The following is an 18,043-nucleotide window of genomic DNA, read 5'->3' on the forward strand; positions in this document are numbered from 1 at the left end:
ATGTACACCGAATACGCCAAAGACCCCCGCATGAAAGCCAACATCGGCATCCGCCGCCGCCTGGCCCCCCTCCTGGACAACGACCGCAACCAACTCGAACTCTTCACCGCCCTGCTGCTGTCCCTGCCCGGCTCACCCGTCCTGTACTACGGCGACGAGATCGGCATGGGCGACAACATCTGGCTCGGCGACCGCGACGCCGTCCGCACCCCCATGCAATGGACCCCCGACCGCAACGCCGGCTTCTCCCAATGCGACCCCGCACGCCTCTACCTGCCGGTCATCATGGACCCCATCTACGGCTACCAGGCCGTCAACGTCGAAGCCCAGGTCAACAACCCCGGATCACTCCTGCACTGGACCCGCAAGATGATCGAGATCCGGCAGCGCCACCCCGTCTTCGGCGTCGGCACCTACGTCGAACTGTCCGCCTCCAACCCCTCCGTCCTCGCCTTCACCCGCGAGATCGACGAGGCCGACCAGGACCGCTGGGGCGGGATGGACACCGTGCTGTGCGTGGCGAACCTGTCGCGCTTCCCGCAGCCGGTCGAGCTCGACATGCGGCGGTTCGAGGGGTACTCCCCCGTGGAGTGCATGGGCGGCGTGCAGTTCCCCGCCATCGGCGAACTGCCCTACCTGCTCACCCTCCCCGGCCACGGCTTCTACTGGTTCCAGCTCATGCCCCCCGACGCCGCGCCCGTCGATCCGCTCGACGACCTGCCCCCGGGCCCGCCCGCCGACCCGCCCGCGGCCCCGCCCGTGGCTCCGGCGGGCGGGGACGGCCCGGCGGACACCGCCGGGGAACCCGGAAGCGGCACGGAGAAGGACGGTTGAAGGTGCTGCCACCCGAAAGCGTCCTCACGCGGGACCTCGCGGAATGGCTGCCCCGGCAGCGCTGGTTCGGCGGCAAGGACAGCCCCATCGAGGACCTGTCCATCGGCACCGCCACCGAGCTGCGGGCCGGCGACCCGGGCCTGTACCACCTCGTCCTGGACGTCCGGCAGGACGGCGCGACCGACCGCTACCAGCTCCTGCTCGGCGTCCGCCGCGACCTGCCCGGACGGCTCGGGTACGCGCGGATCGGCGGCCCGCCCGGCGGCGGCGCCGCCATCAGGCAGCACACCTACGACGCCGTGCACGACCCGGACCTGACCCGGACGCTGCTGGAGCACCTGGCCGCCGGTGCGTCGGTCGGCCCGCTGCGCTTCCGGCACGTCCCCGGCGCCCGCATCCGGACGGACCTGACGAGCCTGCCCATCACGGCGGAGCAGAGCAACACCTCGCTGCTGTTCGGCGACGCGTACATCTGCAAGCTGTTCCGCCGGCTCAGCGAGGGCGTCAACCTCGACCTGGAGGTCAATCTCGCGCTGACCCGCGCCGGCTGCGAGCACGTCCCCGCCGTGCACGGCTGGATCGAACTGGCGCCCGGCGGCGACGGCACCGGCGGCGAACCCGTCACCCTCGGCCTGCTGTCGGACTACCTGCGCACCGGCGCGGACGGGTGGAGCCTGGCGATCGCGAGCGTCCGCGACTGGTTCGCGCACACGACGCCGCTGGACGACGAGTGGGCGGAGCTGGACGCCAGCGCCGCCGGCGGCGACTTCGCCGCCGAGGCCGAACGGCTCGGCGCCGCCACGGCGGACGTGCACCGCGCGCTCGCCGACGCGTTCGGCGTGACGGTCGTCCCGGCGGACGAGGTCCGCGCGCTGGCCGCGCGGATGAACGAGGAGCTGACCGGGACGTGCCGCGCCGTGCCCGGCCTCGCCCCGCACGCCAAGGCGCTGACCGGCGCCTTCATCGACCTGGCCGCACAGGCGGAGCCGCTGCCGGTGCAGCGGGTGCACGGCGACTACCACCTCGGGCAGGTGCTGCGGTCGGAGTCGGGCTGGTCGCTGCTGGACTTCGAGGGCGAGCCGGCGCGCACGCAGAGCGAGCGCCGCGCCCTGTCGCACCCGCTGCGCGACGTCGCCGGGATGCTGCGCTCGTTCGAGTACGCGGCGCGGTTCCTCATCACCCGGTCCGGGACGGTGCCGCTGGAGTCGGGCGGCCACCTGGAGACGCGGGCGCACGCATGGGCGGCCCGCAACCGGGTCGCGTTCTGCCGGGGGTACGCGGCGGCCGGCGGCGCCGACCCGGCCGCGCACGCGGTCCTGCTGCGCGCCTTCGAATTCGAGAAGGCGGTCTACGAGGTGCGGTACGAGGCGCGGAATCGGCCGGCGTGGCTGCCGGTCCCGCTGAAGTCGCTGGCCCATCTGACCGCTTGATCAAAGACACCGAATTCCGGCATCAATTCCCCTCCATGATCACGCAAAATCGGCCGGTTCTCCCCCATTCAAGTGCGGCCACCGGGTACCCGAACTGTCGGCGGGATGATCAACCGACGAGGGAAAACGGAGAGCACGCGAATGTGCATCGCACGTCACTCACATCGGGACGGCGCCGGCCGCACCGCACGCGCCGGCGGGGCCGCGCGCCGTACCGGGCCGGCGGTCCGGAAGCACCGGGCGATCGCCGTCGCCGTCACCGCGACCGCGGCCGGGTTCGCGCTGTCGGTCCCGATGGGCGCCCCGGCCAGGGCACAGCTCAACCCGATCGTCTTGAAGCGGCTCAACCTGGACGCCGGGACGCTGAGCAAGGTCAGGGCCTACGACCACTACCGCACCAAGCTCGCCGAGCAGCGCAGCGGCGCCAGGGAGGCGCTGGCGTTCGCGCGCAGGCAGATCGGCAAGCCGTACCGGTGGGGCGCGGCCGGGCCGTCCAGCTACGACTGCTCGGGCCTGGCGATGGCCGCCTGGCGCAGGGCGGGGGTACGGCTCCCGCGCGTCACCTACTCGCAGTACCGGTCGGTGGAGCGGAAGGTGGGCCTGGGCGCCCTGAGACCGGGCGACCTCGTGTTCTTCCACGGGCGAAGTCACGTCGGCATCTACGTCGGCCACGGCCGCTTCCTGCACGCCCCGCATACCGGCGCCCGGGTGAGGATCGACGCGATGGGCGCGGCCCGAAAACGGGAGTTCGCCGGGGCGGTACGGCCCGGCGCACCGGCAAAACAGACATTTTCCCCGTCCATCCGCGAGCTCGTCGACAAGATAGACAGAATGGCGGCGCAGGATCGCGAGGCCCGGCGAAAGCCGCCAGATAAGCAGCGGACCCCCCATCTTCCGCCATCCGCCGACAGACCAGCGCACCACCCGAGAAACCCCTCGGCGAACACCCCCGCACATCCCGCGGCCCAGGCACCGCGAAGCGACGACACGTCGAACCACATCAGACCTGGCAGACCGGACAGAGATCCGGCCCCGCGGCCGAGGCACGTCAGGCCCGCCGCGCAGCATCCGCACCACGCGAACGCGGAATACGCGGACCACGCGCACGCGGACCACTCGAACACCGCGAACCACGTGAACCGACCGCACGGACGCCCCGGGGACGGCTCCCGGCCCGATTCCGGATGGCGGTCCTGGACACCGTTCGCGCACTCCGGGGCGTTGAAGGCGCCCGGACACGTACCCGACTGATCCCCAGCGGCACCGCACACGGCACCACGACCGGCACCACGACCGGCACCGCCCCGGCGACGCTCCGCCGCGGCGGGCGCCGCCCGCGCGCCGCCTCGGACGTCCGGCGTCCAGGGCGGCGCGCCCGTTTGATCTGGAGCGCACTCCAGGTGCTTGGCTTGGTGCCATGAAGTACACGCAGCTCGGCCGCACCGGCCTGAAGGTCAGCCGCCTCGTCCTCGGCACGATGAACTTCGGCCGCCACACCGAGGAGGCCGACGCCCACGCCATCATGGACTCCGCGCTCGACGCGGGCGTCAACTTCTTCGACACCGCCAACATCTACGGCGGCAAGGGCCGCACCGAGGAGATCGTCGGCGCCTGGTTCGCCAAGGGCGGCGGGCGGCGGGAGAAGACCGTCCTGGCGACCAAGGTGTACGGCGACATGAGCCCCGAGGGCGACCCGTGGCCCAACCGGGACCGGCTCTCGGCGCTGAACATCCGGCGCGCGTGCGAGGCGTCGCTGAAGCGGCTCGGCACCGACCACATCGACCTGTACCAGTTCCACCACATCGACCGGACGACGCCGTGGGAGGAGATCTGGCAGGCCGTCGACGTCCTCGTCCAGCAGGGCAAGGTGCTGTACGCCGGGTCGTCGAACTTCCCCGGCTGGGGCATCGCGCAGGCGAACGAGGCGGCCGCGCGGCGCGGTTCGCTCGGCCTGGTCAGCGAGCAGTGCCTGTACAACCTGGTCGAGCGGCGCGCGGAGATGGAGGTGATCCCGGCGGCGCAGGCGTACGGCCTCGGGGTCGTCCCGTGGTCGCCGCTGCACGGCGGCATCCTGGGCGGCGTGCTGCGCAAGCAGAGCGAGGGCAGGACGGCCCGGTCCGGGTCCGGCCTGTGGGCGAAGATGCTGGAGGACCCGGCGGAGCGCGCGCGGATCCAGGCCTACGAGGACCTCTGCGACAAGCACGGCGTCGAGGCGGGGGACGTCGGCCTCGCCTGGCTGCTGACCCGTCCCGGCGTCACCGGCCCCATCGTCGGCCCCCGCGTCCAGGAGCAGTTCGACTCCGCGCTGCGCGCCGTCGAGCTGGAGCTGTCGGAGGAGTTCCTCGCCGCCCTCGACGAGATCTTCCCCGGCCCGGGCCCCGCGCCCGAGGCCTTCGCCTGGTAGGACGCCCGGGAGCCGCGACGGCGGCCGGCTCGGCCGTCCCGCGAACACGGTCGGCGCGGGTTCGTCCGGGCGCGGCTCAGGCGCGGCGGGTCCGGCGGGTCCGGCGGGCACGGCGTCCCCTCCCGGCGGCGGCGCCGAGCAGCTCCGGCTCCCGCCGCGCCGGGTCCGCGGCGCCTTCGGCGACGTCGGCGACGACGCAGGTGACGTTGTCCGGGGCGCCCGCCGCGTCGGCCAGCGCGATGAGGCGGGTGACGGCGTCTTCGGGACGCGCGGCCCCGGCCAGCGCGTCGCGGATCGCCCCGGCCGGGACGAAGCCGGAGAGGCCGTCGGAGCACAGCAGGTAGCGGTCGCCGGGCGCGGCGTCCTGCCGGAACAGGTCGGGGTGCTGGTCGCCGCCGGGCTGCAGCGCGCGCAGGAGCGTCGAGCCGAGCGGGTGGTCCGCCGCCTGCTCCGGGGTGAGCCGCCCGCTGTCGACGAGCGTCTGGACCATGGTGTGGTCGCGGGTGATCTGGAAGAGGTCGCCGCCGCGCAGCAGGTAGGCGCGGGAGTCGCCGATGTGCGCCACCGCGAACCCGGCGCCGTCCCAGGCCATGGCGGTCAGCGTGGTGCCCATCCCGCGCAGCTCCGGGTCGGCGGCGGCCAGCTCCTCCAGCCGCGCGGCCGCCCGCGCCACCGCCGCCGCGAGCGCGGCGGCGGGCTCGCCGGCCGCGGGCGGCTCGGTGAGCGCGGTGACGGCGGCGGCGCTGGCGACGTCGCCGTGCGGGTGGCCGCCCATCCCGTCGGCGACGGCGAGCAGCGACGGCCCGGCGAGCGCCGAGTCCTCGTTCACGCGCCGCCGCCTGCCGATGTCCGTGCCAGCCGCGTACCGGAGCGAGAGGTGCGCCACGCACGCCAGAGAAGCACGCCGGAACACGTTTCACAAGCAACTTGGTGATGAGATGGCCTTGCGGCCGCCCGAGCGCGGACGCATGGCCGCCGGGACGGCGGAACCGGACGGACCAAAGATCGAACGCGAGGCGGCGAAGCGGTATACCGTTCCAACCGACACTGATCCCCACTTACTGCGCAGATGCGGAGCGGGTTGTGAACGACGACCAGCCCTCGATCGCCGACATCCCCAACGACGTGCCGACCTCGGCGCGCGCCTACGGATGGCTGCTCGGCGGCAAGGACAACTACGAGGTCGACCGGCAGTTCATCCGGGGGCAGCTGGAGCACCATCCGGCCGGGCTGGACATCACCCGGCAGAACCGGCTGTTCCTCTACCGGGCCGTCCGCTACCTGACGGCCGAGGCCGGCATCCGGCAGTTCATCGACATGGGGTGCGGCCTGCCGACGGACGCCAACGTCCACCAGGTCGCGCGGCAGTTCGCGCCGGACGCCCGCGTCGTGTACGTCGACATCGACCCGATCGTGCTCGCGCACGGCCGCGCGCTGCTCGCCGGCGACGCGTCCACCACGGTGATCACCGCGGACATGCGCGACCAGGAGGCCGTCCTGGAGCACGAGGACGTCAAGCGGCTCATCGACTTCTCCGAGCCGGTCGCGACGCTGTTCCTCTCCGTGGGCCACCACCTCCCGGACTCCGACGACCCGAGGGGCATCCTGCACGCCGTCATCGACCGTGCCGCGCCGGGCAGCCACCTGACGTTCTCGCAGGTCGCGTGCGACGACCCGGTGCGCAGCGCGGAGATGACCGCGCAGGTCACCGGCGCGGGCATCCCGTGGCAGACGCGGACGCCGGCCGAGATCGACGCGCTGCTGTCGGACTTCGACCCGGTCGAGCCGGGCCTGTGCAACCTCGTCGACTGGCGGCCGATGGACCTGCAGCCGCCGCTCGCGCCCGTCCCCGAGGAGCTGCGCAAGTACGAGGGCGCCTCCAAGCTGGACACCGGCATCTACGAGTACGGCGGCGTCCTGCGCAAGCGCTGACCCGCACCCGCCGGTCCGATCGAGGGCCGCGGACCGCTTTCCCTTTAGGGCGCCACGGCGCCCGCCGGACCCGAACGGGCCGTCCTTCACCCAGGTGAAGGGCGGCCCGTTCGCGTTTCCGCGCACCGCCGCCGGGCGGTCTCTGGCGCGCGCCGCCGCTCGTCCCCTCCCCCCCGCCATGGGACGCATCCGGACACATCATGCTAAGTTGCACTGAAAACCGTTTTCATTTTCAGGAGCGACCCATGCCCCCTCTGCCCCTGCCCCTGCCCCCGCACCCGCGACCGCGCCGGGCGGCCCTCCGCACGGCCGGCGCCGCCGCCGCGGCCGTGCCCCTGCTCGCCCTCGCCGCCTGCGGCTCGCCGTCCGAGGCCGCGCCCGCAGGGACGTCCGGCGGGGCGGTGCCGGTCGTCGCCTCGACCAACGTCTACGGCGACATCGCGCGGACGATCGGCGGCGCCGACGTGCGCGTCACCTCGTTCATCAGCGACCCGGGGCAGGACCCGCACTCCTACGAGGCCGGGACGCGCAACCGGCTCGCCCTCGGCCGGGCCGGAGTCGTGATCGAGAACGGCGGCGGCTACGACGACTTCATGACGACCATGCTGAAGGCGTCGTCGTCCAAGGCCGAGGTCCTCGACGCGGTGCGGATCTCCGGGCGGACCGCGCCGGCGGGCGGCGAGCTGAACGAGCACGTCTGGTACGACCTGCCGTCCATGGCGCTGCTGGCCGACCGGCTGTCGGCCGCGCTCGCGAAGGCCCGCCCCGCCCGCGCCGCCGCGTTTACCGCGAACGCCACCGCGTTCAAGGCGAAGCTGAAGGACCTCGAAGGGCGGGTCGCGGCGCTCAAGGCCGCGCACTCCGGCGACGGCGTCGCCATCACCGAGCCGGTCCCCCTCTACCTCCTCGAAGCGGCCGGACTGCGCAACGAGACGCCGGAGGCGTTCAGCGAGGCCATCGAGGAGGGCGACGACGTCGCGCCGCGCACCCTGCGGGAGACGCTCGGGCTGTTCGGCGGGAAGAAGGTGAAGGCGCTCGTCTACAACGCGCAGACGAGCGGCCCGCAGACCGAGCAGGTCGAGAAGGCCGCGAAGGACAACGGCGTCGCGGTCGTGCCGGTCACCGAGACCCTCCCGTCCGGGCAGGACTACATCGGCTGGATGGCCGGCACCATCGCCGCGCTCGGAAAGGCGCTGTCGTGATCTCGATGCGCGGCGGGGCGCTTCGCTACGGCGACCGGACGGTGTGGAGCGGACTCGACCTCGACGTGGCGGCCGGGGAGTTCGTCGCCGTCCTCGGGTCCAACGGATCGGGGAAGACCAGCCTGCTGAAGGTGCTGCTGGGGCTGCGGCGGCTGTCGGCCGGGACGGTGACGGTCGGCGGGCGCCCGCCGCGCCGCGGCGGCCCCCTCATCGGGTACGTCCCCCAGCACCGCAGCGTCCCGGCCTACACCCCGCTGCGGGCCCGCGACCTGGTGCGGCTCGGCGTCGACGGGCACCGCTGGGGGCCGCGGCCCCCGGACCGGGGCGCGCGGCGCCGCGTCCGCGAGGCGCTGCGCGACGTCGGCGCGGAGGCGTTCGCGGACGTCCCGATCGAGCTGCTGTCGGGCGGCGAGCTGCAGCGGGTCCGGGTCGCGCAGGCCCTCGCGTCCGATCCGCGGCTGCTGCTCTGCGACGAGCCGCTCGCCTCGCTGGACGCCGCGCACCAGCGGTCCGTCAGCGAGCTGGTCGCCAGGCGGTGCCGAGAGCACCGCACCGCCGTCGTGTTCGTCACCCACGAGGTCGACCCGGTCCTGCCGTTCGCCGACCGCGTCCTGCGCATGCCCGGCGGGCCGGAGGCGCGCGATGTGGCATGAGATCGTCAACTTCGACGACTACGGCGCGCTGCTCGGCCTGGTCCGCAACTCGCTGATCGCGGGCGCGGTGCTCGGGCTGGTCGGCGGGCTCGCGGGGACGTTCGTCGTGATGCGCGACCTGGCGTTCGCGGTGCACGGCATCAGCGAGCTGTCGTTCGCCGGCGCGGCCGCCGCGCTGCTGCTCGGCGCCGGCGTCGCGGGCGGCTCGATCGCGGGCGCGCTGCTGGCCGCCGCGCTCATCGGCGTGCTGGGCGGCCGGGCGCGCGACCGCGGCTCGGCCATCGGGGTGCTGATGCCGTTCGGGCTCGGCCTCGGCGTGCTGTTCCTGTCGCTGTACAAGGGGCGCGCCGCCAACAAGTTCGGCATCCTCACCGGGCAGATCGTCGCGATCGACACGCCCCGGCTGTCGTGGCTGCTCGGCACGTCGGCGGTCGTGCTGGTGTGCCTGGCGGTGATGTGGCGGCCGCTGGCGTTCGCGAGCCTCGACCCGGAGGTGGCGGCGGCGCGCGGCGTCCCGGTGCGCGCCCTGTCGCCGCTGTTCATGCTCGTCCTCGGCCTCGCCGTCGCCGTGTCCGTGCAGGTCGTCGGGGCGCTGCTGGTCCTCGCGCTGATCTGCACGCCGGCCGCCGCGGCGGTGCGGGTGACCGCGTCGCCGGTGCTGGTGCCGGTGCTCAGCGCCGCGCTCGCGACCGTGTCGGTGGTCGGCGGGATCCTGCTGTCGCTCGGCGCCGGCGTCCCGATCAGCCCGTACGTCACCACGATCTCGTTCGCGCTGTACGCGGCGTGCCGCGCGGCGGGCGCCCTCCGGGCCCGGCGCGGCGGGCCGTCCCGCGCGCACGCCCGGCGGCGCGACACCGTCCCCACATGATCTCTTGACGCCCGCTCGGCACTGGCGGCCGGGCGGGCCCGGCCCGCCGGTCGCGTTATCCGGAATTCCCGATCCCTGTTCGCCGGGACGTTGCGATTCGCTTACCCGCCGATGGGCATCGCCGCAGGTCGGCAGGGCATCAGCTCTCTGCGACTGCAGGCCGAGAGGGAAGAAGGGGACGCGATGTGGGACTTCGCGGGCCGGGACACCGCCATCGACCTGGGGAGCTCGACGGTGCGCATGCATGTGCGGGACCGCGGGGTCGTCGCGCGAGAACCGTCACTGCTCGCCCGCTGCCTGCACACCGGCAAGATCCTCGCGCTCGGCCTCCCCGCCCAGGAGATGGCCGGGCGCAACCCCGACGTCCGCCTCGTCCGGCCCATCCGCGAGGGCGCCCCCACCGAGACCGACGAGGCCGAGTACCTGATGCGCGCCCTCGTCCGCACCCACCACAAGCGCCGCTACACCGCGCGGCCCCGGCTGGTCGTGACGGTGCCGAGCGGCATGTCGTCCGTGCACTACCGGGCGCTGCAGTTCTCGGCGTTCCAGGCAGGCGCGCGCCGCCTCACCCTCGTGCCGACGCCGATCGCGGCCGCCATCGGGATGGGGCTCACCTCCTCCGGGCGGCCGGAGGTCGTGGTCGTCGCCGACATCGGCGCCGACATCACCGACGTCGGCGTCATCTCGTTCGGCGGGCTGGTCACCTCGCACACCGCGCTCGTCGGCGGCTCGTCCCTGGACCGGGCGATCGTCGCGCTGGTCCGCCGCGAGCACGAGGTGCGGATCTCGCAGGCCAGCGCCGAGGCCGCGAAGCTGGAGGTGGGCGCGGTGCCGCCGATCGGGCGCCGCCCGCTGCGGCAGACCGTCGTGCACGGCCGCGACCTCACCACCGGCATGCCGCGCGGGATCGTCCTCACCACCGCCGACGTCGCCCGCGCCATCGCCGCGCCGGTCGGCGAGATCGTCGCGGCGGTCCAGCAGGGGCTGGCGGGCTGCGGGCCGGAGATCTCCGGGGAGCTGCTCGGCGTCGGCATCACCCTGACCGGCGGCACCGCCCGCCTGCCCGGCCTGGACAAGCTCATCCAGGAGCGCACGGGGCTGGCCGCGCGCATCGGCGACGACACCGGCGACGCCGCCGTCATCGGCGCGGCCGACGTGCTGCGCTCGTCCGGGTCGCAGGAGCCGCCCGCCCGCCGCAGCTCCCCGCGCCCGCACCTGCTCACCACCGTGCCCGAGCAGTGACGGATCGCGCCGTCCCGCCGGGGCGGCTAGGCTGCCGCCCGGCAGGGCCGTAGCGCAGAGGTCGACGCACCGCCTGCACAGCGGAGGACGCCGGTTCGATTCCGGCCGGTCCTGCCCCTCGAACGGCGATGGGGGGTGCAGGTGGCGTCCGACGGGCCCGCCGCCCGGTCGGCGATGCCGGCGGCGTGGCTGCGCGCCTGGCAGCGGACGCGCCGCCACCGGGTCCCCCGGTGGATGATCGAGCGGTCGGCGCGGCTGCGGCGCGCGGGCGACTGGCGCGGGGCCTGCGCGGCGGCGCACATGGACGTCGCTTTCACACTGGACGGCGTGGCGCGCGAGCACGGGTCCGCCGTGGCCCGGCGGCTCTCCGATGACCTGCGGCATCTCGTGCCCGACCTGCTCCGCTGGCACCTGCCCCGGGGGCCCGGCGACCTGAGCGTCTTCGACGAGCATCTGAGGTTCGTCCTCGCGCGGTACGGCGACGGCGGCCCGGTGCTCCAGGTGTTCGGCCCGCCGTCCCTGCGGGCGCCGCAGCGGCTGCGGCTGGTGTTCACCGCGATGGCCGACCGGAGGGCGCGCGACTGGACGGGCGCGCGCCGCCTGTTCGACGACCGGCACTGCGGAGAGCTGGTCGACGACTGCGGCGGCGCCGGCCGCATCCCGTTCTTCCACGCCGACGGGACGCCTCTGGCCTCGGAGGAACTGCCCGCGTCCGATCCCGGACCGGGCGACACCGTGGCACGGGCGGAATGGTCGGTCATGCGCCACGAGCGCGGTGACGTCGCCGGCGCCTTCACCGCCGCGGGCTTCGAGCTCCGGCAGCCCGCGGATCCGGCCGAGCGCGGAGCGTTCATGGAGACCCTGCGGCTGCGCCTGGGACGGCCGCCCGTGCTGGCGGCCCGCGCCCGCCGCCTCGCCGCCGGGCAGGGCGGGGATCCGGTCACCGCGGTCTTCGGATCGCCGTACACGCCGCGCGGGGCGGTGACCGTCGAGGCGGGCGGCGGGGGCGAGCGCCCGCTGCTGAGGCCGGCGGCGCCCGGGGAGTACCGCAGCTCGGCGGCGCCTGACCACTGGCGGCTTTTCCCCGACGCCGAACTGCTGCTCGCGGGCATGGTCACGCCGGACGAGCTGCATCCGCTGATCCGGTCGGCGCTGTTCCCGGCGCGTCCGGCCGCCGACGGGCCGGTGGGGCCGCCGGATCCGGAGCCGCCAAGGCCCGTGCGGGTCCGCTGCCGCGGCGAGTGGCACGAGGTCCGCTGGTGCGGCGGAGCGCTGGCACTGCCGCACCGACCCGTGGAGGAGCGGCGCGAGCAGGCCCTGCGCGCGCTCGGCGGCGACCTCTCCGGCTGCTTCGCCGTGCGGGAGGCGTGGCGGACGGGCCCGGACCGGCTGCCGCGCGAGCTGCGGCGCCAGCGGAGCGAGCTGTTCCTGCGGGCGCTGCACGGCGACGCCCCCGGCGTGCTCCGCCTGCTGGACGCGGGAATGGACCCCCGCGCGCGCGACGGCGAGGGACGCACCCTGCTGCATTTCGTCCACGCGATGGATCACCGCCTGGTCCTTCCCCGGCTGCTGGCCGCCGGCCTCGACGTCGACGCGCGCGACCGGTCGGACCGCACGCCGCTGTCCACGGCGGTCACCGAGCACGGCTCCCCGGACACCGTCCGGGCCCTGCTGCAGGCCGGCGCGAGCCGGGACGCCGAGGCGGGCGGCCGCCGCGTCCGGGGGACGTTCGCGTGGCTCGTCCGGCGCAGCGGGCGCGAGGACCTCGAACCGCTGCTCGCCACGCCGTGAAGATCACCGAAATTCGGGTGGTTCGCCGGGTTGGTTCCGTTACGCTGCCGGTGGCGGGGCTGTAGCGCAGAGGTCGACGCACCAATACTGCATGTTGGAGGACGCCGGTTCGAATCCGGTCGGCTCCGCCCCGATCCGGCTGACGGGGACGAGGGAGTGCAGTGACGGCCGTTGCGCGAGCCGGCGGGCCGCGACCGCCGGTCGAGGACGAGGCGCCCCGCCCCGAGGAGCTCGCGGCCTGCCTGCGGCTGCTGGAGCGCGCGCGGGCCACCGACCCGGACGACCCGCGCTGGCGGGCCGTGCACGAGGCGGCGTCGCAGCTGCACCGGTCCGGCAAGAAGGCGCGGAAGGCCGCCCGCAGGACGCAGCGACGCGCCGAGGACCTCGACGCGATGGCCGCCGCCACCCGCTTCCAGGACCAGGACCCCGGAGCCGATCCGGAGCCCGCTCCGGCGAGGCCCGCGTCCGGGCGGACGCTGAAACGGGCGCGGACCTGCTACGTCTGCAAGGCGCCGTACCGGGACGTGCACCCCGACTACCACCTGATGTGCCCGGAGTGCGCGGCGGAGAACCTGGCGCGCCGGCACGCCCGCTGCGACCTGCGCGGGCGGCGCGCCCTCGTCACCGGCGGCCGGATCAAGATCGGCTTCCAGGTCGCGCTGAAGATGCTCCGCGACGGCGCGGAGGTGCTGGTCACCACCCGGTTCCCGCGCGACGCGGCGCGCCGGTTCGCCGCCGTCCCCGACTCCGCCGACTGGCTCTCCCGGCTGCACGTCCACGGCGTCGACCTGCTGGACCTGCCGGGCGTCGCGGGCCTGCTGGACGCCGTGCACGCCCGGTTCGACCACCTGGACGTCCTGGTGAACAACGCGGCGCAGACCGTCCGGCGGCCGCCCGCCTACCACCGGGAGGTGCGCGCGGCGGAGGCGCTGCCGCTGACCGGCGCGGCGGCGCGCGTCGACGTCGCCGAGGGCGGCCGGGCCGCGCTGGAGGCGGGCCCCGCCGCCGCGCTCGCCGTGTCCGACGACGCGCTGTTCCCGGCGGGGCTGACCGACGAGACCGGGCAGCCCCTCGACCTGCGCGACCGCAACAGCTGGACGCTGCGGCTGCACGAGGTCGACCCGGGCGAGTGGCTGGAGGTGCAGATGGTGAACGCGTTCGCGCCGTTCCTGCTGACCTCGCGGCTGCGCGGGCTGCTGGAGGCGTCGCCGTTCCCCGACCGGTACGCGGTGCAGGTGTCGGCGATGGAGGGCAGCTTCTCCCGCGAGCACAAGACCGTCCGCCACCCGCACACGAACATGGCGAAGGCGGCGCTGAACATGATGACCCGCACCTCGGCCGCGGACTACGCGGCGGCGGGCATCCACATGACCAGCGTGGACACCGGCTGGGTGACCGACGAGCGGCCGCACCCCGGCAAGCTCGAGCAGTTCGCCGCCGGGTTCCGGCCCCCGCTGGACGTGATCGACGGCGCGGCCCGGGTCTACGACCCGGTCGTGCGGGGCGTCGGCGGCGAGCGGCTGTCCGGCGTGTTCCTGAAGGACTACCGACCGGTGGAGTGGTGAACAGCATGGAGCCGACCCCCGTACGCTGCCCCGCGATCGAGCACCCGGACGTGCCGCCCGCCGACCCGGCCGCGCTCGCGCCGCTGCTGGCGCGGCTCGCCGACGCGGCGCCGGTCGGCGGCGACGAGGCGTTCCCGGTCGGGACGCTGCGCGGCGACGGCCGGGTGGACCTGTGCAAGCAGGGGCTCGGCGCGGCGGGCGTGGCGCGGCTCGTCCCGGCGGCGGTCGCGTCGCCGCACGCGGTGCACCTGCTGCTCGGGACGAACGCGATGGGCGGCGAGGGCGCGCGGGCGATCGCGGCGGCGCTGGAGCCGGGCCACGGCGTCCGGACGCTCTACCTGGGCTGCAACCGCATCGACGGCGACGGCGCGGCGGTGCTCGCGGACCGGCTCGCGTCCGACGGCGAGGTGCGGGCGCTGTGGCTGAAGCGCAACCCGGTCGGCGACGCGGGAGCGCGGGCGCTCGCCGCGATGCTGCGCCGCAACGCGGCGATCCGGACGCTCGACCTGGTCAACACCGGTCTCGGCCTGGAGGGCCTGCGCGCGCTGCTCGACGCGCTCATGGACCGGGACGCGCCGCTGGAGCGGCTGTTCCTCGGCGGGAACGGCATCGGGCCGGACGCGGCGGACCTGCTGGCCGCGCTGGTCCGCGACGCGGGCGTCCGCGAGCTGTACGCGCCCGCCAACCACCTCGGCGACCGCGGCGCCGCGGTGCTGGCCTCGGCCGCGCGGGCGGCGGGGCGGCCCGTCCGGTTCGGGCTCGGCGGCAACGGCGTCGGGCCGGACGGCGCGCGGTCGCTGGCCGGGGCGCTGGACGCGATCGAGGCGCTGGACCTGAGCCGCCCGCCGTCGGAGCGGGCGCTCGGCGCGCCGCCCAACGCCACCGGCGACGAGGGCGCCGCGGCGCTCGCGGCGGCGCTGCCCGGCAGCCCGCTGCGCCGTCTCGGGCTGAGCCACACCGGCCTCACGGGACGCGGCGCGAAGACGCTGCTGGCGGGCGTCGGCGCGGAGAGCCGGCTGGAGTACGTGGGGCTCGGCCCCGGCGTCCCGCGCAAGGTGAAGCGCGCGTTCGCGCAGCGGCTGCGCCCGGCGGCCCGCCCGCACCCCGACGTGCACGCGATCGCGAGCGTCTACCGTTGACGCGTTCGGGCCGGGACCCGGCGTTCCCCGCGTCCTTGCGGGCGTGGCGCCAGGTCCGCCGGTACGCGGTACCCCGCGGGTGGATCGAGCGGGCCGCCGAGCGGCGGCTCGCCGGGGACTGGCGGGGCGCCTGCGCGGCGGCGAACGTGGACGTCGCGTTCGACCCGGCGGACGCCGGCCGGGAGTTCGGCGCGGAGGTGCGGGCCCGGCTGGAGGACGACCTGCGCCACCTCGTCCCCGACCTGCTGCACTGGCATCTGCCCCGGGACGTGACCGGCCACGGCGGCGCCACCTCGCTCACCGCCGGGTTCCGGGCGGTCCTCGGCCGGTACGGGACGGGCCGCCGCGGGCCGGTCCCGGTGCTCGGGGTCGCGGCGCCGCCCTCGCCGTCGGCGCCGCAGCGGCTGACGCTGGAGTTCGGGACCGCCGTCCGGGAGCGCGCCGACTGGTCGGTGGTGCCGTACCTGTTCGACGACCGGCACCACCGCGCGCTGCTCGGCCACTACGGGGGCGACGTGCGCGCGCCGTTCTTCGCCGCGGACGGCACGCCCCGCGACCCCGCCGACCTGCCCGCGTCCGAGCCGGACACCGGTGACCGCGCGGCTCGCGGCGAGTGGTCCGCGCTGCTCGCCGAGCGTCCGGACGGCGGTGACGAGGCCGTCGCCGCCGCCTACGCCGCCGCCGGCATCGGGGTGATCGTGGAGGAGCGGCCCGGCGGGCGGCCGACCGAGCGGCAGACCTGGTCCAGGCTCGCCCTGCTGGCCGGATGCGCGCCCATGTTCGCGCACCAGATCGAGCGCGTGGCCGGGGACGGTCCCGCGTCGCTGTCGATCCGCCTGCCCGGTCACGGCTTCGGCCTGCACGTGGAGGCGGGGGGACGGCACCGGCGCCCGCTGATGTGGGTGGCGCCCCGCGAGGAGTCCATGCGGCGCCGCTCGTCCCCGGGCTGCTGGCACGCCCTTCCCGACCTCGCCCTGCTGCGCGCCGGGCTGGTCGCGCCGGACGAGCTGCATCCGCTCGTGCGGTCGGCGCTGTTCCCCGCGTACCCGGCCCGGGACCGGCCGTCCGGTCCGCCGCTCGCGGAGTCGCCGCCGCCGGTCCGCGTCCGGTGCCAGGGCGAGTGGCACATGGTCCGCTCGGCCGGGGGCGGACTGGAGATCCCGCACGGCGCCGAGGAACGGCGGCGGGAGCAGGCGCTCGGGGCGTTCGGCGGCACCGTGAACGGCTGCTTCGTCGCCCACCGGTCCTGGACGGCCGGAACGGGATGGCTGCCGCGCGCCCTGCGCGCGCACCGCCGGGAGGTGTTCCTGCGGGCAGCGCACGGCGACACCGACGGCGTCCTGCGGCTGCTGGACGCGGGGCTCGACCCGCACCTCCGCGACGGGCGCCGATGGACACTGCTGCACGCCCTCCACACGATGGACCACGAGGTGCTGCTGCCACGGCTGCTGGACGAGGGCCTGGACGTCGACGCCACCGACCAGGACGGATGCACGCCGCTCCTCCTAGCGGTGCTGAACCACGGCTCGCCCGCCGTCGTGCGGGGGCTGCTGGACGCGGGGGCGAGCACGGACGCGCCGGGCGGCACCGCGCGGCCGGCCGGCCGCCCGCGCACGCTGGCGACGGCGATCAAGCGGGCGAAACGCGACGATCTGGAGTTTCTGCTTTGACTGCTCCCCTCCCCGAAGGGACGGGATCTTCGGGATCCCCTCCCGCCATGAGAAGTGCGGGGATTCACGGCTCAGGCCGCCTCTGGGCCCGGCGGGGCGAGAGGTCTTGCGCCATCGGCACCGTCCGGATCCAGACCCGCCCGGACCAGCATCACGCGTGCGGAGTTCTTGTCCCGTGGGGAAGAGCTTCCGCACGCGGTGCAGGTGTAGATGCGCTCCGACAACGGCAGACGGTGCTTGGCTCTCGCACCACACTCGCCGCAGTCCATAGTGGTGTACGCCGGGTCGACCAGGCGAATGTCCCGGCAGTGTTTGCGGCCCATCTCGACCAAGGCCTTCTTGGTCGCGCCGATCGCGGCGTCGGCGGCCTTGCGCGCCATCGTCGACCTGGCCAGGAACTTCGGCCGAAAGTCCTCGATCGCTACCACATCATGGTCGCGCACGACCCGCTTTGCCCACTTGCGGGCGTCGTCCTGCCGCTGCCGGGCGACCTTCTTACAGGCTTTGGCCGCCTGCAACCGTGCTCTGCGATACCCCTTGGATTGCGCCTTGCCCTTGGGGGCGCGGCGCCGCGCCATCTGCCGCTGATAGCGCGCCAGCCGCGCGGCGGCCCTCACGCCGTGCTCACTGTGGGGCAGGTCGTGTTCGTCGGAGGTGGTGGTGGCGGTCTCCCGCACGCCCCAGTCGACGCCGATGATCCGGCCGGTGGCCGGCAGCGGCTCCATCCGGGCGGGGACGACGAACGAGGCGTACCAGTGCCCGAGCGGGTCGCGGTGGATCCGCACCGAGGTGGGGTCGGCGGGCAGGTCGCGCGACCACACCACCGTCACCGCGATCCCGCCTGCCAGACGGAGGCGCCCATCCCGCACCCGAAATCCGCGGCGGGTGTAGTTCAGCGTCGGGGCGGCCAGGTCCCTCTTCTTGAAGCGGGGCATTCCGGCCCGCCGCCGTACCGGCAGCCCGGCCTTGATGTCGGCCAGGGCCTTGGTCCGGGAAGTGGCGAAGTCCCGGATGGTCTGCTGCTGCGGCACCGAAGCACCCTTGCGCAGCCAGGGCCGCTCGGCGCGCCAGCCGGTCAGCATCTTGTCCAGCCGTGCGGGCCCGCACGGCTCACCGGCCGCGTGCGCGGCCCTGGATCGCGCGACGCATTCGTTCCACACCCACCGGCACCTGTCCCACTCGGCCAGCAGCGCGCGCTCAGCGGTCGACGACAACCGCAACCGATAGCCGTACCGGACGTTCCCGGTTCCGACTTCACTGCTTTCCGGTGTCGTCACGACATCAACCATATGCCAACGCTAAGTATTCAAAAA

General features: G+C 74.9%; 15 protein-coding genes and 2 tRNA genes. 15 read left to right on the forward strand and 2 right to left on the reverse strand.

Translation table 11 applies throughout. From position 1 onward, the window contains the following. The 4 genes from ABT299_RS09885 to ABT299_RS09900 form a co-directional block, all read left to right on the forward strand. Positions 1-834 (forward strand): alpha-glucosidase C-terminal domain-containing protein (locus ABT299_RS09885; RefSeq protein WP_387023242.1); only part of this gene is annotated, 834 nt, incomplete at its 5' end. Positions 835-836: 2 nt separating this feature from the next. Further along, positions 837-2,264: a maltokinase N-terminal cap-like domain-containing protein gene (locus tag ABT299_RS09890; RefSeq protein WP_500250406.1), complete on the forward strand. Its 1,428-nt coding sequence runs from the start codon at positions 837-839 to the stop codon at positions 2,262-2,264. A 141-nt stretch (positions 2,265-2,405) separates the two neighbouring features. Further along, positions 2,406-3,515 carry a C40 family peptidase gene (locus ABT299_RS09895; RefSeq protein ID WP_500250407.1) on the forward strand — a complete coding sequence of 370 codons (1,110 nt, stop codon included), beginning with the start codon at positions 2,406-2,408 and terminating at the stop codon, positions 3,513-3,515. A gap of 166 nt (positions 3,516-3,681) precedes the next feature. Next, complete coding sequence (locus tag ABT299_RS09900) at positions 3,682-4,668, forward strand: aldo/keto reductase (RefSeq protein WP_500250408.1); 987 nt, start codon at positions 3,682-3,684, stop codon at positions 4,666-4,668. 76 nt (positions 4,669-4,744) lie between these two features. Here ABT299_RS09900 and ABT299_RS09905 read toward each other — a convergent pair whose 3' ends face one another. Beyond that, positions 4,745-5,497 carry a PP2C family protein-serine/threonine phosphatase gene (locus ABT299_RS09905; RefSeq protein WP_500250409.1) on the reverse strand — a complete coding sequence of 251 codons (753 nt, stop codon included), beginning with the start codon at positions 5,495-5,497 and terminating at the stop codon, positions 4,745-4,747. Positions 5,498-5,751: 254 nt separating this feature from the next. Between ABT299_RS09905 and ABT299_RS09910 the strand changes: the two genes are divergently transcribed. The 11 genes from ABT299_RS09910 (at position 5,752) to ABT299_RS09960 (ending at position 16,730) form a co-directional block, all read left to right on the forward strand. Further along, the gene (locus ABT299_RS09910; protein WP_190868520.1) at positions 5,752-6,600 is read left to right on the forward strand and encodes an SAM-dependent methyltransferase; all 849 of its coding nucleotides are present in this window, start codon (positions 5,752-5,754) and stop codon (positions 6,598-6,600) included. A 245-nt stretch (positions 6,601-6,845) separates the two neighbouring features. Further along, entirely contained in the window at positions 6,846-7,802 is a 957-nt protein-coding gene (locus tag ABT299_RS09915; protein ID WP_387023253.1) for a metal ABC transporter solute-binding protein, Zn/Mn family, read from the forward strand. A 5-nt stretch (positions 7,803-7,807) separates the two neighbouring features. Further along, complete coding sequence (locus ABT299_RS09920; protein WP_387024006.1) at positions 7,808-8,455, forward strand: metal ABC transporter ATP-binding protein; 648 nt, start codon at positions 7,808-7,810, stop codon at positions 8,453-8,455. Continuing rightward, a complete protein-coding gene (locus tag ABT299_RS09925; RefSeq protein ID WP_500250410.1) occupies positions 8,445-9,323 on the forward strand; it encodes a metal ABC transporter permease in 879 nt (292 codons plus the stop codon). The genes ABT299_RS09920 and ABT299_RS09925 overlap by 11 nt, the downstream gene beginning before the upstream one ends. A 183-nt stretch (positions 9,324-9,506) precedes the next feature. Next, the gene (locus tag ABT299_RS09930) at positions 9,507-10,565 is read left to right on the forward strand and encodes a rod shape-determining protein (protein WP_387023257.1); all 1,059 of its coding nucleotides are present in this window, start codon (positions 9,507-9,509) and stop codon (positions 10,563-10,565) included. Positions 10,566-10,608: 43 nt separating this feature from the next. Beyond that, positions 10,609-10,679, forward strand: a tRNA-Cys gene (locus tag ABT299_RS09935). Between the two features lie 27 nt (positions 10,680-10,706). After that, positions 10,707-12,356: an ankyrin repeat domain-containing protein gene (locus ABT299_RS09940; RefSeq protein ID WP_500250411.1), complete on the forward strand. Its 1,650-nt coding sequence runs from the start codon at positions 10,707-10,709 to the stop codon at positions 12,354-12,356. A 55-nt stretch (positions 12,357-12,411) separates the two neighbouring features. Beyond that, a tRNA-Gln gene (locus ABT299_RS09945) sits at positions 12,412-12,484 on the forward strand. A 33-nt stretch (positions 12,485-12,517) separates the two neighbouring features. Continuing rightward, complete coding sequence (locus ABT299_RS09950) at positions 12,518-13,921, forward strand: SDR family NAD(P)-dependent oxidoreductase (protein ID WP_500250412.1); 1,404 nt, start codon at positions 12,518-12,520, stop codon at positions 13,919-13,921. Positions 13,922-13,926: 5 nt separating this feature from the next. Next, the gene (locus tag ABT299_RS09955; protein ID WP_500250413.1) at positions 13,927-15,060 is read left to right on the forward strand and encodes a leucine-rich repeat domain-containing protein; all 1,134 of its coding nucleotides are present in this window, start codon (positions 13,927-13,929) and stop codon (positions 15,058-15,060) included. Next, on the forward strand, positions 15,057-16,730 hold the full coding sequence (locus ABT299_RS09960) for an ankyrin repeat domain-containing protein (RefSeq protein ID WP_500250414.1): 1,674 nt from the start codon (positions 15,057-15,059) through the stop codon (positions 16,728-16,730). Before ABT299_RS09955 ends, ABT299_RS09960 begins: the two co-directional genes overlap by 4 nt. A 71-nt stretch (positions 16,731-16,801) precedes the next feature. Here the strand turns inward: ABT299_RS09960 and ABT299_RS09965 are convergent, their stop codons facing one another. Continuing rightward, positions 16,802-18,019 carry an RNA-guided endonuclease InsQ/TnpB family protein gene (locus ABT299_RS09965; RefSeq protein ID WP_500250415.1) on the reverse strand — a complete coding sequence of 406 codons (1,218 nt, stop codon included), beginning with the start codon at positions 18,017-18,019 and terminating at the stop codon, positions 16,802-16,804. Between the last annotated feature and the right edge of the window lie 24 nt (positions 18,020-18,043).

It is taken from the genome of Spirillospora sp. NPDC000708, from assembly GCF_040299565.1.
In the GTDB taxonomy this organism is placed as follows: domain Bacteria; phylum Actinomycetota; class Actinomycetes; order Streptosporangiales; family Streptosporangiaceae; genus Spirillospora.

Bases quoted from the DNA above. Each gene is read 5' to 3' on its own strand.
- ABT299_RS09895 (WP_500250407.1), top strand. From the start codon at position 2,406: ATGTGCATCGCACGTCACTCACATCGGGACGGCGCCGGCCGCACCGCA.
- ABT299_RS09900 (WP_500250408.1), top strand. From the start codon at position 3,682: ATGAAGTACACGCAGCTCGGCCGCACCGGCCTGAAGGTCAGCCGCCTC.
- ABT299_RS09915 (WP_387023253.1), top strand. From the start codon at position 6,846: ATGCCCCCTCTGCCCCTGCCCCTGCCCCCGCACCCGCGACCGCGCCGG.
- ABT299_RS09920 (WP_387024006.1), top strand. From the start codon at position 7,808: ATGCGCGGCGGGGCGCTTCGCTACGGCGACCGGACGGTGTGGAGCGGA.
- ABT299_RS09925 (WP_500250410.1), top strand. From the start codon at position 8,445: ATGTGGCATGAGATCGTCAACTTCGACGACTACGGCGCGCTGCTCGGC.
- ABT299_RS09930 (WP_387023257.1), top strand. From the start codon at position 9,507: ATGTGGGACTTCGCGGGCCGGGACACCGCCATCGACCTGGGGAGCTCG.
- ABT299_RS09955 (WP_500250413.1), top strand. From the start codon at position 13,927: ATGGAGCCGACCCCCGTACGCTGCCCCGCGATCGAGCACCCGGACGTG.
- ABT299_RS09965 (WP_500250415.1), bottom strand. From the start codon at position 18,019: ATGGTTGATGTCGTGACGACACCGGAAAGCAGTGAAGTCGGAACCGGG.